This window comes from Aestuariicoccus sp. MJ-SS9, assembly GCF_032586235.1.
Taxonomy (GTDB): Bacteria; Pseudomonadota; Alphaproteobacteria; order Rhodobacterales; family Rhodobacteraceae; genus Aestuariicoccus.
On record NZ_JAWHTD010000027.1, the window covers coordinates 27,076 to 41,564 of the forward strand.

A 14,489-nucleotide genomic window follows, 5' to 3' on the forward strand; every position below is an offset into this window, starting at 1 on the left:
AGTAAATGCGCACCCTACGGGCCGCACCTGGTCCCGGCCGCGTTGCCTTGGACCGACGCCGTAGGGTGCGCATTTACTGCGCACCGGCCCCTCAGGCGCCGCATATTCCCTGAAGTCGCACCCAGTCGGCGTCGCTGATCACCTGGCGGCTGCCCTCGGCGGCCCGCGGGTCGGCCTCGATCAGGGGCAGGGTGCTTTCGCCGGTGACGTCCAGCGCATAGGCATAGGGCGAAGACCGCAGCTCCGTAGCGGCGAAGCTGGCGAGCAGGCGGTCGATCGGCACCGCCTCCAGGTCGCGCAGCAGCAGGTCCTCGGCATAGGCGCGCAGCGCCGCATCCGGCATTTGCCCGGTGGTCAGCAGGCGCAGGCTGGGCAGCAGCCCCGCGTGATCCAGAAGGTCGCCCAGCGGATCGGTGGCGCGGCGGCGCAGTTCCTCGGCCAGGATAAAGCCCGCGGCCACGTCCGGATCCTCGGGGTCTTCCAGCACCGCCCGGTTCAGCAGGATATGCCCGCCCGGCAGATGCGCGGTGCTGCGCACACCGCTTGGCAGCACCACCAGCGCGTCGATCCGCGTCTCGCCCAGCACTCGCAGCGCCAGGTGGCGCAGCGGCACGCGTGCGGTTTCGGCGTCGCAGGGCTGGCCGGACATCCGCGTGATATGGCCCAGAAGGGCGTCGCCGATCTCGGCCCGTTTGACCGGGGGCACAACGCTGACCGTGTGCCGCACCAAAGCATCCGGCAGCCACAACACCGCTGCGGCGGCGATGGCGGCGCCGGTCGCCAGCCCCAGAACCAGCCTCAGCTTGCCCGGGCGCGGGCGGCGGCGGTCGATGGCGCGGCGCAGCCGCTCGATGGCGGCGATCATCTCGGCCTCGTCCTCGGCCAGTTCGAGTGTCTCGCTGGGATCGCCGTCGGGATGGTAGAGCGCGGGGAACTTGCCGGGGTTGGCGCGGGCCAGCGCCGCCAGCGACCAATGCGTCAGCGCCCGGCCCGAGACCTCCGAGATCGTCAGCGTCGCATCGCCCAGCGACACGATCGTCTCGCGCCGCTGTGCGTCGGGCCCGGCGCGCCAGAGGCCTGTGGCCTCGAGCCTTTCGTATTCGCTTAATGCTGTCATGCAGGCTGCTCTGCCTCTTTCGACCAAGCGTAGCATGGCGGGCGGGCAGGGGGCAATGCGGGCCGGGCTTTGCCTCAGCGGCAGGTCGTGTATCATCGGCGGGCACGGCATCCTGGGGGGAGAGCATGCGTTGGAACGGTGCGCGGCACGGCCGCAACGGTAAGAGGCACCGCCGCCACGGCGGCGATGCGGACGGGGCCGCAAGGCCCTGCGGTCTGGCTGCGGGCCACGCCGCGCCGAATGTTACGACGCCGAGACGCCGCAGCGCCGGCGCGTGGGCGGCGGCGAGGGGCTGAGCCGATGATCATGCATGCCTTGCCGGTGGGGGGCGGCATTCTTGCCCTTTCGCCTCTGCCCGGGGTCGGTGGCGATTACGCGGGCGATCTGCGCCAGGTGGCCGAATGGCGGCCCGCGCTGGTCCTGTCGCTGGTGACCGAGGTCGAGCTGGTGGCCCATGGCGCGCATCGGCTGGGCGCGGATATCCAGGACAGTGGCACCCGCTGGGCGCATCTGCCGGTCGAGGATTTCGGCGTGCCCGATGCCGCCTTTGCCGAGGCCTGGCCCGGCTGGTCGGAACAGGCGCGCCGCGCGCTTTTGGGCGCGGGGCGGGTGCTGGTGCATTGCCGGGGCGGCTGCGGCCGGTCGGGTATGGTGGCGCTGCGGCTGATGATCGAGGCGGGCGAGGCGCCGGACGAGTCGCTGGCGCGCCTGCGCGGCGTGCGCGACTGCGCCATCGAGACCGACGCGCAGATGCAATGGGCCATGGCGGCCGAACGCCAGCCCGCGGTTTTCATGCGCCACACGGTGTGACCGCGCGGCCCGGCTCAGAGCGGTTTCGTCAGCAGCACCCATTCCTCGGTGGCGGTCTGCCAGCCGTCGCGGATGCAGGCGCGGCGGGCGGTTTCGCCATAGCCGTGCCGTTCGTAAAGGCGGCGCGCGCCCATGTTGTCGCCGGCGACGATGACGCTCATGCGCTCCATCCCCTCGGCCTGCGCGATCCGGTCCGCCAGGCTTAGCAGCCGCGACCCGTGCCCCTGACCGCGATGCGCCGGGTAGCAGGCCACCACGTTGACGTACCAGGTGTCGGGCGCTTCGTTCTCGAGCTCTTGCAGGGGGCGGAAGAGAGCCGGGACATCCGCGCCGATGGGCTCGGGGCCGATGACATAGCCTGTCAGCCCGGCGATGGCGCCGCCGCCGGTGTCGACGACAACGATCTGACCGTCGCGGGCCTTGTCGGCCTGGCGGGCGCGGCCGATCTGCCAGGGGTCCTCGCCCGCCTTGGCGAGCCCTTGCCACAGATGCAGGGGCAGGCCTTCGCCCGCAAAGTTCACCAGCTCGGCCAATTGCGGCGCGTCGGCCTCGGTGGCCGGTCTGAATGGCGCGTCGAGCGGGATCATGGGCGGCTCCGTTCCGTCAGGCACTGCCCGGATCAGCAGATCATGCGCGCGCGCGACCGGTCAAGCCCGGCGCGTCAGAGGCGCATCGCCACGACGCCCGCGGCGATCAGCCCTCCGGCGAGCCAGCGGTAGCGGTCGACCTTTTCGCCGATCACAAAGGCGGCGATCAGCAGCGCAAAGAGGATCGAGCTTTCGCGCAGCGCCGCCACCAGCGCGATGGGGGCCTGGGTGAAGGCCCAGATCGCGATCCAGTACGATCCGACCGACAGCACGCCCGCCGCCAGCCCGATGCCCAGCGACGGGCGCAGCACCGCAAAGGCCGAAGGGCCGCGCGCCACCAGCGCCCAGACGATCATGCCCAGACTGTTCAGCACGAACATCCACATCAGATACCCCGTCGGCGCGCCCGATGCCCGCGCCCCCAGCCCGTCGACCAGCGTGTAACCGGCGGTGAAACAGGCCGTGCCGAGCGCCCATGCAAGCGCCTTGCCGCGCAGCCGCCCGGCGCGCCCGCCGCCCAGCAGCGCCATGGTCAGGATCCCGCCCGAGATCAGAAGGGTGGCCAGCAGGTCCGAGGCGCTCAGCGCGACGCCTAGGAATGCGACCGACACCAGCGTGACGATCATCGGCGCGGACCCTCGCGCCAGCGGATAGGCCTGGCTCAGATCGCCATGGGCATAGGCCTGCACCAGAAACAGCTGGTATCCCAGGTGCAGCGCCGCCGAGGCCACCAGCCAGGGATAGGATTGCGGCGCGGGCGGTTCGACAAAGACCAGCACCGCCAGCCCGATGACCCCGTGCGACAGCGACAAAAGCAGGATCGCCGAGGCCCGGTCTGTCCCCAGCCGGATGGCGGAATTCCACGCCGCATGCAGCGCGGCCGCGCAGAGGACGGCGAAAAAGACGAAAGGATCCATGGGCCTGCGGATGTTGTTCGGGCCAGCGCTAGGACGCGCGGCGGGAAATGGCAAGAGGCCGCCGGATCGGGGCAGGGTGCAGGACGCCGAAGGCGGCGCAGGGCCGAAGGCCGGCAGGGGGTGCGGCAGAGCCGCCGAACCCGCGCCATCGCCGTTGCCCCCCCGGTGCAAGTGTGGCACAACTCGGTTCAGGATTCTGAACGAACGAGTTTAGTGCATGACCGACTTCGCCACCCGCCGCCGCATGATGGTCGATACCCAGGTTCGTCCATCGGACGTCACCAAGTTTCCCATCATCGACGCCATGCTCAATGTCCCGCGTGAGCTCTTTGTTCCGCGCGACCGGGTCGAGGCGGCCTATATCAGCGAAAACGTCGATCTGGGCGACGGGCGCGTGGTGCTGGAACCGCGCAGCTTTGCCAAGATGCTGGATGCGCTCGATCTGACCAACGAGGATCTGGTGCTCGATCTGGGCACCGGGCTGGGCTATTCCGCCGCCGTCATCGCCCGCATCGCCGAGGCGGTCGTGGCCGTCGAGGACGACGAGACGCGCGCGGCCGAGGCGCAGGATCTGCTGGCCGAGGTCAACGCCGACAATGTCATCCTGCATGTCGGCCCGCTGGCCGAGGGCGCCCCCGAACACGGCCCCTATGACGCCATCGTCGTCGAAGGCGGGGTCGAGACCCTGCCCGACACGCTGGCCGACCAGCTGAAAGAGGGCGGGCGCATCGTCTGCATGTTCATGGAGAACGCCCTGGGCGTCGTGCGCATCGGCTGGAAGGTCGACGGGGCGATTTCCTGGCGTTTCGCGTTCAACGCCGGCGCGCCGGTGCTCAAGGGCTTTTCACGGGCCCGCGAATTTGCATTGTAAACATAAGCGGATCGCGGGGGTGGCCCTCAGCGCCGCCACGCATCGGGCAGAAGGCTTTGGAAACATGAAGCGGCGCAGTATTTCGACCTGGATTCTGACGGGTGTCGCGGCGGTCTGGATGGCCGGCGGCGCCGGGGCCGAGACGCTGGCGGATGCCCTGACCGGGGCCTACCGCAACAGCGGCCTACTGGAACAGAACCGCGCCGTGTTGCGCGCGGCGGACGAGGACGTGGCGCAGGCCGTATCCGCGCTGCGGCCGGTGATCAACTGGTCCGGGGACGTCACCCGCAGCTTTGGCACCGCGCGCAGCGGATCGACGCTGGGCACCGTCGTCGGATCGGCGTCGAACACGGTGAACATCGGCATCCTGGCGCAGCTGACGGTCTTCGATTCCGGCCGCACCCGGCTTGGGATCGAGGCGGCGAAGGAATCGGTGCTGGCCACGCGCGAGTCGCTGCTGTCGGTGGAACAGCAGATTCTGCTCCGCGCGGTGCGCGCCTACATGGAGGTGCGCCGCGCCGGCCAGTCCGTGGGTCTTGCGGAAAACAACGTGCGTCTGATCACCCAGGAACTGCGCGCCGCCCGCGACCGGTTCGAGGTCGGAGAGGTCACCCGCACCGATGTCGCCCTGGCCGAGGCGCGCCTTGCGGGCGCGCGCAGCAACCTTGCGGCGGCGCAGGGGTCGCTGGTGGCCGCACAAGAGGAATACGCCAACGCGGTCGGGCGGCGCCCCGGCACGCTGGCAGCACCCGGCGCCGTGCCGTCGGTGCCCGCCAATATCCCGGGGGCCAAGGCCAGCGCGATGCGCAACCACCCCGACATGCGCCGCGTGCAGCGGCAGGTCAACGTGGCCGAGCTGAACATCGAGATCGCCCGCGCCGCGATGAACCCGACCGTCACGCTGAACGGTCGTCTCGGCGTCACCGAGACCTTCCAGTCCGACACGTTCAACCACGGCGGCTCGATCTCGCTCGAGGCGACGGGGCCGATCTATCAGGGCGGGCGGCTCAGCTCGCTGGTGCGTCAGGCGATGGCGGGCCGGGACCAGGCGCGCGGCAATCTGCATGTGGTGCGCCACGACATCCAGCAGAACGTCGGCAACGCCTATGTGCAGCTTCAGGTCGCCCGCGCCAGCATCCAGGCCTCGCAGAATCAGGTGCGCGCGGCCGAGATCGCCTTTCGCGGCGTGCGCGAAGAGGCGACGCTGGGTGCACGTACTACGCTCGACGTTCTGGATGCGGAACAAGAGCTGCTGAACGCCCGCAACAATCTGATTTCGGCGCAGGTGGACGAATACATCGCTGCCTATACGATCCTGTCGTCGCTGGGTCTGATGACGGCGGAATACCTTAAATTGAACGTTCCGCGCTACGATCCGGCGGAATATTACAACCTCGTCAAGGACGCGCCCACGCTCAGCCGGCAGGGCGAACAGCTCGACCGTGTCCTGCGCGCCTTGGGAAAAGAATAGTATTTTTCCAATCTGTTGTGCGGCGCGGGACCGCGCGGTACACTCTGCCCGAGGTAAGAGTGGTATAGCAACGATGTCTGATCCCGTGACGAACGTGGAAATAGAGGATGTGCTGTCCTCGATCCGCCGGCTGGTGTCTCAGGACGTGCGCCCCGAACGCGCGCCGCGAAAGCCCGAGGCGCCGCAGCGGCTGGTTCTGACCCCGGCGCAGCGGGTGATGGACGATGAGCCCGCCGAACCCGACATGCCGTTCGACACGGACGCGAATGAAGAGCCTGCCGCGCAGGCTGAATCCGACAGGACCGACAAGGCTTTCGCAGCCGCCGAACCCGACATGCCGGCCGAATCGGACATGGCCGAGGCGGCCGAAGCCCCGGTGCTGCTGACCGATCCCGAATTGCCCGAACCCTCCGCGCCGGAAGGACCGCAGGCCGCAGACCCCGATGACGACAGCGCCGAATCCGACGGCGCGCTGGCCGAAATGGTCGAACGCGAGGTGGTGAACGCCCTGCGCGGCATCCTGCCCGAGCCCAAGCCCGAGGCCCTGCAGGAGGACGCCCAAGCAGGGGCCCCCGAAGAGGTCGGGTCGACGCAAAACGCCGATGTCCCCGCGTCTCAAGAGCAAAGCCCTGAGACGCGGCCAACCGATCTGCAGGACGACGAAACGCCTTCGGAAAGTGTTGAGGCCGCAGTCGCTGTCGCCTCCGAACCCGACGATATGCCCGCGCCATCGCCTCTGCGCTTGCGGAAAACGCCCGAGGCCGACAGCGCCGACAAAGACACCGCCCCCGCCGACGACACCCGCCCGGCGGCCCCGGCCCCGACGCTGGAAAGCAAGATCGCCGCGCTGGAGCAGATGATCGCCCAATCCTCCGAGGAGTGGGAGGCCGAAAGCCCCGAGGACATCGGCGGCGCCTCTCTGGAAGAAGCGATGCCCTGGCAGGATCACGTGGCGGAACTGGCAGCGGATGAGGACTTTGAGCAAGAGCGCCCCCATGCCGATCCCCCGGACCCGCAGTACAACGTCTTGCCCGGCCCAAGCTGGCATGAACCGCCGTTCCAACATCGCGAGGTGAAGGACCTGGCGCCGTCGCCGCCCGAAGAGCCGCCGATGATCGACGAGGACGTGCTGCGCGACATGGTGGCCGATATCGTGCGCCAGGAATTGCAGGGCGTGCTTGGCGAACGGATCACCCGCAACGTGCGCAAGCTGGTGCGCCGCGAGATTAATCGCGCGCTGCTGACCCAGGACCTCGAATAGCCGGTCAGGTCCTCATGGCCCTTCCACGTCACAGAAAAAGGCGCGCCCCGGCGGGACGCGCCTAAATCAGTTTCGGATTGCGATTACGCGGCTTCGCGTTCCGCCGCGGCGGCGGCGTTACGGCGCTCGCTCTCTTCGCGCGACAGCGCGACAGAGGTGCGAACCCCCTTGGCGACAAACTCCATCAGACCCGCGACAACACGTTCGTTCGGGTCGATCCCGGCGCAGGACAGCACCTCGCGCCCGTCGCGCGACCGTGCCCAGCGGGCGATCTGTTCGGGTCCGTTGCCATATTTCTTGTCGTCGGCAATCGCATCGTCCAGGGCAGCCAGAACCACAGCCGCAAAAAGCTTGCGGGAGCGGTTGCCTTGTTCGGCATTGAAGGCTGTTCCGTCAACGAAATCTTTCATGTCTCGACCTTTGATTATTGCTCTTGTCTTTTTCGGCGTGAAGGCCCTTATGGCCTATTCCAAGCGATTCGAATACCCTGTTTCTGCATGGCTTTGTTGCAAAAAACGCATAGCTTGCTGCAGGTGCAGCACGAGATATCGTTGTCTTGCCAGCCTCTGACCGGCCAGATATAGGGTGCATCAACAATTCATCAACCTTTTGTCACGGTTTCGCCTCATGCCCAAGATCAACGGAAACGAGATTCGCCCCGGCAATGTTCTGGAGCACAACGACGGCCTCTGGGCCGCGGTCAAGGTCGACCACGTAAAACCCGGCAAAGGCGGCGCCTTTGCACAGGTGGAACTCAAGAACCTGCGAAACGGTTCCAAGCTGAATGAACGGTTCCGCTCTGCCGACAAGGTCGAACGCGTGCGGCTGGAACAGCGTGACATGCAGTTTCTCTATGAAACCGACGGTATGCTGACCTTCATGGACACCGAAACCTACGACCAGGTCGAACTGCCCGCCGACCTGCTGGGCGACCGCCGCCCGTTCCTGCAGGACGGCATGACCATCGTTGTGGAATTCTACGATTCCGAGGCGCTGAACGCGACTTTGCCGCAAAAGGTCACCTGCAAGGTGGCCGAGACCGAACCGGTGGTCAAAGGCCAGACCGCCGCCAACAGCTACAAGCCCGCCGTGCTCGACAACGGCGTGCGCATCTCGGTGCCGCCCTTCGTGGGGCAGGACGAGGACATCGTCGTGAACACCGAAACCCTGGAATACGCCGAACGCGCCTGACCCCCGGAACCTGCGCGCGCATCCCTGGAACCTGCCGGGGCGCGAACTGACGACAAAGCCTCCGGCGCAACCGCCTCGGAGGCTTTTTCACGATCCCCCCTGACCCCCGACCGCATCCCGCAAATCCCCCCGCTCTTCCGCTAGGTCCAGGCGCCGCACGCAGCCCGGATGCCAGAGCTCTTTCACACCCCCGCCAACGATGCGGATTACGCCGCCCACCTGACCGGCGAATGCGCGGCAATCGCGCGCCTGCTCGGCGCGTGGGCCGGAAAGACCCTCGCCGCCTTTGTTCTCTGGAAGAGCGAGCACCGCCATGGCGATCTCATCGAACTCCCGGTCCGCCGCGCCCATGTGAATGTCATCGGCGTCTAAGCCGCGGTTTCGGCCCCGCCCTGATCCGCCGCAGAGAGAACGACTTGCGCCCCCAGGACCTCACCCGATGGTCCGTCGCTCGGCTCGTCTTCAACGCCGCCGCCGCCAAGCTGACGGCGCGCGCGGGCGCCCGGGTCCGCCGGCGCACAGAACTTCGCCGCCTCTCCCCCCGGTTTCACAGATCCCAAAATATCCCGGGGGGCTGCGCAGCAGCGGGGGCAGCGCCCCCTCGGCGGCCCGACGCTCTCACCCCCGCCAGATCACCCGCGCATCGCCCGCGGTCATGTCCGGCCCGGCCCGGTCGAAGCGCAGATAGGCCAGCGCCGCCCCGCCGGCCTGCGTGTAAAGCACGCCCGCCGCCTTGCCGCCCGCCTCGATCTCGGTGCCCACCGGCGCGGTCCCCTCGACCGCGACCGGCGCCAGCCCCTTGCGCAGCTCGGTCTTGTGCTTCATCCGCGCCGTCACCTCCTGCCCGACATAACAGCCCTTGCGGAAATCCACGCCGTTCAGCCGCTCGAACCCGGCCTCCAGGATGAAGCTGTCCGGCGTCAGCTCCACGCCGCTCTGCGGTACACAGGCCGCCACGCGCAGCGCGTCCCAATCGGCCTCGTCGCCGGGCTGGCCGTCATAGCCGCGCCAGCCCATCCGCGCATCGCGCGGATCGGCAAAGGCGCCTTCGGGCGCAGGCCCGGTCCCGCGCGTCACGTCGATATCGGTCTCTTCGATCGTCACGTCGCGGCGCAGCTTGTAGAGGCTCAGCGCCTGCACCAGCCCCGCCGCAAGCGGCTCGGCCACATCCAGCAGCAAAGCCTCGCCACGCGGCACCAGAAAGAAATCCGCGCGGTATTTCCCCTGCGGCGTCAGCAACGCGGCATAGACCAGCCCGTCCCTCAGCCGCGCCACGTCGTTGGTGATCAGATCCTGCAGGAACGGCAGCGCGTCCTTGCCCGTGACCGACAGGATTTTGCGTGGGTCGTTCATGGCCGCTCTCCCCATTTGTCTCTCCTTCCCATATAGCATCGCGCATCCGCCACAACAGGCCCCGGACCCATGCGTGCCCCGATCTCTGTCATCATCCCCACCCTGAACGCCGAAGCGTCGCTCGCCCCCTGCCTCGGGGCTTTGGGCGAGGGCCTGGCCGCCGGGCTCCTGCGCGAGCTTGTCGTCAGCGACGGTGGCTCAGAGGACGGCACCGCTGCGCTGGCCGAGGCGGCGGGGGCCATCCTGCTCTCGGGCCCACCCTCGCGTGGCGGGCAGCTCAGACGGGGCGCCGAGGCGGCAAAGGGCGACTGGCTGCTCTTTCTCCATGCCGACACCCAGCTCGCCCTCGGCTGGGCCGAGGCGGTGCAGGCGGTGTTGACCCGACCCGGGGCGTATCACTTCCGGCTGGCCTTCGACGCAGCCTCGCCGGCGGCGCGCTGGGTGGCGGGCTGGGCGAACCTGCGCTCCGCGCTCTTCGGGCTGCCCTACGGCGATCAGGGCCTGCTGATCGACCGCGCCACCTACGACGCGGCGGGCGGCTATCCCGACATACCCCTGATGGAGGATGTGGCCCTGGCCCGCGCCCTGCGTGGCAAGCTGCGCGCCCTCCCGGCCACGGCCATCACCAGCGCCGCGAAATATCAACACCAAGGCTGGATCGCGCGCGGCGCGCGCAACCTCGGCACGCTCCTGCGCTATTTCGCCGGGGCCGACCCCGAGACCCTGGCCATCCGCTACCGCCGGTAAACCGCGATGAGGGCCCGCAAGGGACCGAAGAGCTACTCCCCCTCGGTCTGCAACCGGTAGAGATCGGCATAGACCCCGCCGCGTGCCAGCAGTTCGTCGTGGCGGCCCTGATCCACGACGCGGCCCTGATCCATCACCACGATTTTGTCGGCCTCGCGCACCGTCGACAGACGGTGCGCGATGATCAGCGTCGTGCGCCCGGCGCTCAGACGCTCCAGCGCCGCCTGCACCACAGCTTCGGATTGCGCATCGAGCGCGCTTGTCGCCTCGTCCAGCAACAGGATCGGCGTGTCGCGCAGCAGCGCGCGGGCGATGGCCACCCGCTGGCGCTGCCCGCCCGACAGGCTTGATCCGCGCGGGCCCACGGGGCTGTCCAGCCCGTTGGGCAGTCGCGGCAGGAAATCGGCCACATGCGCCGCTTCCAGCACCTCGGCCAGCCGCGCCTCGCTGACGTCCCTGCGGCCCAGCAGGATGTTCTCGCGCAGGGTTTCGTCGAAGAGGGCCGCATCCTGCGACACCACCGAAAAGAGCCCGCGCAGATCGGCAAGGCGCATGTCGCCCACCGGCACCCCGCCGATGGTGACGGCACCGCTCGCGGGGTCCACCAGCCGGGTGAGCAGGTTGAAGATCGTCGATTTCCCGGCCCCCGACGGGCCCACCAGCGCCGTCGTCTCCCCGGCCTCGGCGCTCAGGGTCAGGCCGCGCAGGATCGGCTGGCCGTCATACTCCAGATGCACGTCGCTCAGCGCGATCTCGGGCACGCCCGACGGCGGCGCAAGCGGCGCAGCGGGGTCGCGCAGCGCCGGTTCGGTGTTCAGCAATTCGCGGATCCGCTCGATCCCGGCGGCGGCCACCTGCCAGACGCCACTGACATTGCCCAGCCGCCGCAGCGGCTCGAACGCCAGCCCGATGGCGGTGAAGAAGGCCATGAACTCGCCCACGGTCTTTTCGCCCGACAGGATCTCGCCGCCGCCGTAGAGCAGCACGCCGAAGAACCCGATCCCCGACATCAGGTCAATGAGCCCCGGCAGCGAGGCCGACCCCAGCGTCGCCCGCACCTCGGTGCGGATGCGGTCGTCGGTCAGGGCGCGGTAGCGCGCCTCCTGGTACCGTTCCAGCGTGTTCAGCTTGACCGGCGTGATGCCGTGGAACACCTCGTTGAGCCGCGTGGACAAACGCGCCGCGATGTCGCGCGCCAGCCGCGCATTGCCCCGCACGAAGCGTTGCAGCACCACCGCCGGGGCCACCAGCAGCGGCGCACCGATGAGCGCGATCAGCGTCCAGACCCAATCGACATTCACCGCCACGGCGAACAGCGCGAACAGCGCCACCACATCCCGGCCCGCGCCGGTGATGATGGTGTTCCAGACCTTGTTGATGGCGTTCACGTCGCCCTCGATCCGCTGCATCAGATAGCCGGGCGGGTGGACCTGGTGAAACGCGCCCTCGAGCGACATCAGGTGGCGCAGAAGGTCAGTGCGGATCTCGGCCACGGTCAGCTGCGACATGCGCGTCAGCAGCACCTTCTGCACCACGCTCGACACCGCGCGGGCGACGAAGATGCCCATGATCGCCATCCCGACCCAGACCAGCGCCTGCTGGTCGCCGCCGACGAAGACGCGGTCGAACATCGGCTCCATCATGTAGCTGAGCAGGCCGAACATCGACCCTTCGATCGCCATGAAGACCATCGACAGCCCCAGAAGCTGCCAGCGGTGGCGCAGGTAGTTGCGCCAGAGCCACCACAGCAGGCCCTTGGGATCGGGCGTCGTTTCGCGCGTGTCCCCGGTCACGTCGGCAGCTCGACCTTGTCGGGCGGGATGCCGGCCTCATAGGCCTTCTGGATCGCGCCGCCGGCGTATTCGGTACGGATCCACTGCTCGAACCCTATGGGCGCGCGGGCATTGCGGGCGGCGTAGATATCCAGGATGTAATCCTGCACCCCGGTCTTGGTGGCCTTGAGGTGGATGTATTTCAGCCCGAGCATCTTGCGCGCTTCCTCGACGGGCTTGCCCTCGAAGACCATCAGATACATCGCGGCGACAAAACCGGCGCGATCCGCACCGGACTTGCAGTGGAACATCATCGGCCGCTCGGCCGCGCGCAGAACGTCGATCACATGCTCGATCCGGTGGCGTTTGGCCGCCGAGCGCGCCCAGAGTTTGGCATTGACCAGCGTCAGCCCCAGCGCCTCGCAGCTTTCTTTCTCAAAGAGGTACTGCGCGCGCTTGTCCTCGCCACGCAGGTTGATCACCGTCTTGATGCCCATTTTGGCATAGGTCTCGAACCGCCCATGCGTGGGCTGGTTCGACCGGTAGACGCCCGGCGCGATCTGCCAGAAGTTCGTCCAGAAGATGCGCAGGAAGGCGTGGTCGAACACGTGGTAATGCAGCGTCGAGAGCCGCCGCTGGCGCGGATCGGTGATGTCCTTGCCAAAGGAGTACCGCAGCTTGCGCTCGGCTTTGTCCAGTGTGGTCAAGAGTTTCGACAGCATCGCGCGGGTTCCTTGGCTTGTCGGGCGGTTTAGGGGTTGCGCGGTGCGCTGTCCAGCATCGCGGCCCGGGCCTGGGTCCGGTTGACGCCGCGCCCGCGCCGGTTAGGTTGGCCCTCAGCGCCCGAATTCAAGGGCTCCATTCCAAAGAGGTGAACATGTCGCTGGCTCAGGGCCGTCCCCATCTGGCCATTCCCGGCCCGTCCGTCATGCCCGATGCGGTGCTGCGCGCCATGCATCGCGCCGCCCCCAACATCTACGAGGGCGCGCTGCCCGAGATGGTCGCCGGGCTGATCCCCGATCTGAAATACGTCGCCCGGACCGATGGCCACGTGGCGATGTACATCTCCAACGGACACGGCGCCTGGGAGGCTGCGCTGGCCAACACCGTGGCCGAGGGCGAGACGGTGCTGGTGCCCGCGCCAGGCCGGTTCGGTCACGGCTGGGCCGAAATGGCCCGGGGGCTGGGCATCGACACGCAGGTGATCGAGCATCCGCGCGGCGCGCCCATCGACGCGGCCCGCGTGGCCGAGGCGCTGGCGGCGGACAAGGCGCAACGGATCAAGGCGGTGCTGGCGGTGCATGTGGACACCTCGACCTCGGCCCGGTCGGACATCGCGGCGCTGCGCCGCGTGCTGGACGAGGCCGGGCATCCGGCGCTTCTGATGGCCGATTGCATCGCGTCGATGGGCTGCGACCGTTTCGAGATGGACGCCTGGGGCGCGGATGTGGCGCTGACCGGCAGCCAGAAGGGGCTGATGGTGCCGCCGGGGATGGCGTTCGTCTTCTTCAACGACCGCGCGGCGGCGGTGCGCGAGCGGATGCCAAGGGTCAGCCGCTACTGGGACTGGGTGCCGCGCGCCAACCCCGAGATGTTCTACCAGTATTTCGGCGGCACCGCGCCGACCCATCACCTTTACGGGCTGCGCGCCGCGCTCGACATGATCCGCGACGAGGGGATCGAGGCGATCTGGGCGCGCCACGCTACGCTGGCAAGCGCCATCTGGGCCGCCGCCGAGGTCTGGGGGCAGGGCGGGCCGTTCGAGCTTTTGGTCAAGGACCGGGCGCACCGCAGCCACGCCGTCACGGCGATGCGGCTGGGCGCGCCGCATGGCGCGCGGCTGCGCGAATGGACCGCGTCCGAGGCCGGGGTGACCCTTGGCATCGGTCTGGGCATGTCCGACCCGGACGACCCGGACGGCACCGGCTATTTCCGCTTTGGCCATATGGGGCATCTCAACAGCCACATGGTGCTGGGCCTTCTGGGCACGGTCGAGGCGGGCCTGTCGGCGCTGGGCATTCCGCATGGCCGCGGGGGTGTCACCGCGGCGGCAGAGGTGATCGCTCAGGCCTCTTCGTAATTGCGGCCGCGCCGGATGCTTTCGACGGCGCGCCGCGCGCGGTAGACCTCAAGGCGGGTGATCAGGTGGTTGAGCACCGCGCCCGCCAGCATGACCGCGCCAATGCCCCATTGCGCCCAGATCACCCCGAGGATCCAAAGCAGGTTCACGAAGATCAGTACCAGTGACGCGGTCGTGTAATCCTCGACCCGGCCGGGAAAGTGTCGATCCATCGGGGAACCACCTTTCTGTTAAAATGCTGTGACATGATACCGCAGCTTTTCGCGCTGTCAGGTCACAATGGCGCAATCGAGGTAAATTTTTCCCGAACGG

Annotated in this window: 16 protein-coding genes; 8 read left to right on the forward strand and 8 right to left on the reverse strand. The window is 68.2% G+C overall.

Annotated elements, in window-relative coordinates:
- Nucleotides 1-91 precede the first annotated feature (91 nt).
- Nucleotides 92-1,117 carry a hypothetical protein gene (locus RXV88_RS16115; RefSeq protein ID WP_316294520.1) on the reverse strand — a complete coding sequence of 342 codons (1,026 nt, stop codon included), beginning with the start codon at nt 1,115-1,117 and terminating at the stop codon, nt 92-94.
- A gap of 300 nt (nt 1,118-1,417) precedes the next feature.
- On the opposite strand from RXV88_RS16115, the gene RXV88_RS16120 reads away from it, so the two are divergent.
- Complete coding sequence (locus tag RXV88_RS16120; protein ID WP_316294521.1) at nt 1,418-1,927, forward strand: protein phosphatase; 510 nt, start codon at nt 1,418-1,420, stop codon at nt 1,925-1,927.
- A gap of 14 nt (nt 1,928-1,941) precedes the next feature.
- Here the strand turns inward: RXV88_RS16120 and RXV88_RS16125 are convergent, their stop codons facing one another.
- Together RXV88_RS16125 and RXV88_RS16130 are read right to left on the reverse strand one after the other, a co-directional pair.
- Nucleotides 1,942-2,514, reverse strand: coding sequence for an N-acetyltransferase (locus RXV88_RS16125; RefSeq protein ID WP_316294522.1), 573 nt, complete (start codon nt 2,512-2,514; stop codon nt 1,942-1,944).
- A gap of 74 nt (nt 2,515-2,588) precedes the next feature.
- Nucleotides 2,589-3,431, reverse strand: a complete 843-nt coding sequence (locus tag RXV88_RS16130; RefSeq protein ID WP_316294523.1) for an EamA family transporter — start codon at nt 3,429-3,431, stop codon at nt 2,589-2,591.
- A 217-nt stretch (nt 3,432-3,648) separates the two neighbouring features.
- Between RXV88_RS16130 and RXV88_RS16135 the strand changes: the two genes are divergently transcribed.
- The 3 genes from RXV88_RS16135 to RXV88_RS16145 all read left to right on the forward strand — a co-directional run bounded on the left by RXV88_RS16135 (nt 3,649) and on the right by RXV88_RS16145 (nt 7,034).
- Nucleotides 3,649-4,302, forward strand: coding sequence for a protein-L-isoaspartate O-methyltransferase (locus RXV88_RS16135; protein ID WP_316294524.1), 654 nt, complete (start codon nt 3,649-3,651; stop codon nt 4,300-4,302).
- 64 nt (nt 4,303-4,366) lie between these two features.
- Nucleotides 4,367-5,773, forward strand: coding sequence for a TolC family outer membrane protein (locus RXV88_RS16140; RefSeq protein WP_316294525.1), 1,407 nt, complete (start codon nt 4,367-4,369; stop codon nt 5,771-5,773).
- Nucleotides 5,774-5,846: 73 nt separating this feature from the next.
- Nucleotides 5,847-7,034, forward strand: a complete 1,188-nt coding sequence (locus tag RXV88_RS16145; protein WP_316294526.1) for a hypothetical protein — start codon at nt 5,847-5,849, stop codon at nt 7,032-7,034.
- An 83-nt stretch (nt 7,035-7,117) separates the two neighbouring features.
- On the opposite strand, the gene RXV88_RS16150 is transcribed toward RXV88_RS16145, so the two are convergent.
- Entirely contained in the window at nt 7,118-7,444 is a 327-nt protein-coding gene (locus RXV88_RS16150; RefSeq protein WP_316294527.1) for a DUF6280 family protein, read from the reverse strand.
- Between the two features lie 217 nt (nt 7,445-7,661).
- On the opposite strand from RXV88_RS16150, the gene efp reads away from it, so the two are divergent.
- Nucleotides 7,662-8,225 (forward strand): elongation factor P, encoded by a 564-nt coding sequence (gene efp, locus RXV88_RS16155; protein WP_316294528.1) that lies wholly within the window; start codon nt 7,662-7,664, stop codon nt 8,223-8,225.
- A 168-nt stretch (nt 8,226-8,393) separates the two neighbouring features.
- Complete coding sequence (locus RXV88_RS16160) at nt 8,394-8,597, forward strand: hypothetical protein (RefSeq protein WP_316294529.1); 204 nt, start codon at nt 8,394-8,396, stop codon at nt 8,595-8,597.
- Nucleotides 8,598-8,843: 246 nt separating this feature from the next.
- On the opposite strand, the gene RXV88_RS16165 is transcribed toward RXV88_RS16160, so the two are convergent.
- The gene (locus RXV88_RS16165; RefSeq protein ID WP_316294530.1) at nt 8,844-9,578 is read right to left on the reverse strand and encodes a folate-binding protein; all 735 of its coding nucleotides are present in this window, start codon (nt 9,576-9,578) and stop codon (nt 8,844-8,846) included.
- Between the two features lie 69 nt (nt 9,579-9,647).
- Between RXV88_RS16165 and RXV88_RS16170 the strand changes: the two genes are divergently transcribed.
- Nucleotides 9,648-10,325: a TIGR04283 family arsenosugar biosynthesis glycosyltransferase gene (locus RXV88_RS16170; RefSeq protein ID WP_316294531.1), complete on the forward strand. Its 678-nt coding sequence runs from the start codon at nt 9,648-9,650 to the stop codon at nt 10,323-10,325.
- Nucleotides 10,326-10,357: 32 nt separating this feature from the next.
- Here RXV88_RS16170 and RXV88_RS16175 read toward each other — a convergent pair whose 3' ends face one another.
- Both RXV88_RS16175 and RXV88_RS16180 read right to left on the reverse strand, forming a co-directional pair.
- Nucleotides 10,358-12,118: an ABC transporter ATP-binding protein gene (locus tag RXV88_RS16175; protein WP_410468832.1), complete on the reverse strand. Its 1,761-nt coding sequence runs from the start codon at nt 12,116-12,118 to the stop codon at nt 10,358-10,360.
- Nucleotides 12,115-12,819, reverse strand: a complete 705-nt coding sequence (locus tag RXV88_RS16180; protein WP_316294532.1) for a fused DSP-PTPase phosphatase/NAD kinase-like protein — start codon at nt 12,817-12,819, stop codon at nt 12,115-12,117. The genes RXV88_RS16175 and RXV88_RS16180 overlap by 4 nt, the downstream gene beginning before the upstream one ends.
- Before the next feature lie 155 nt (nt 12,820-12,974).
- Between RXV88_RS16180 and RXV88_RS16185 the strand changes: the two genes are divergently transcribed.
- Nucleotides 12,975-14,177 (forward strand): pyridoxal-phosphate-dependent aminotransferase family protein, encoded by a 1,203-nt coding sequence (locus RXV88_RS16185; RefSeq protein ID WP_316294533.1) that lies wholly within the window; start codon nt 12,975-12,977, stop codon nt 14,175-14,177.
- Here RXV88_RS16185 and RXV88_RS16190 read toward each other — a convergent pair.
- The gene (locus RXV88_RS16190; protein WP_316294534.1) at nt 14,162-14,389 is read right to left on the reverse strand and encodes a histidinol phosphate aminotransferase; all 228 of its coding nucleotides are present in this window, start codon (nt 14,387-14,389) and stop codon (nt 14,162-14,164) included. The genes RXV88_RS16185 and RXV88_RS16190 overlap by 16 nt on opposite strands.
- Nucleotides 14,390-14,489: the final 100 nt, after the last annotated feature.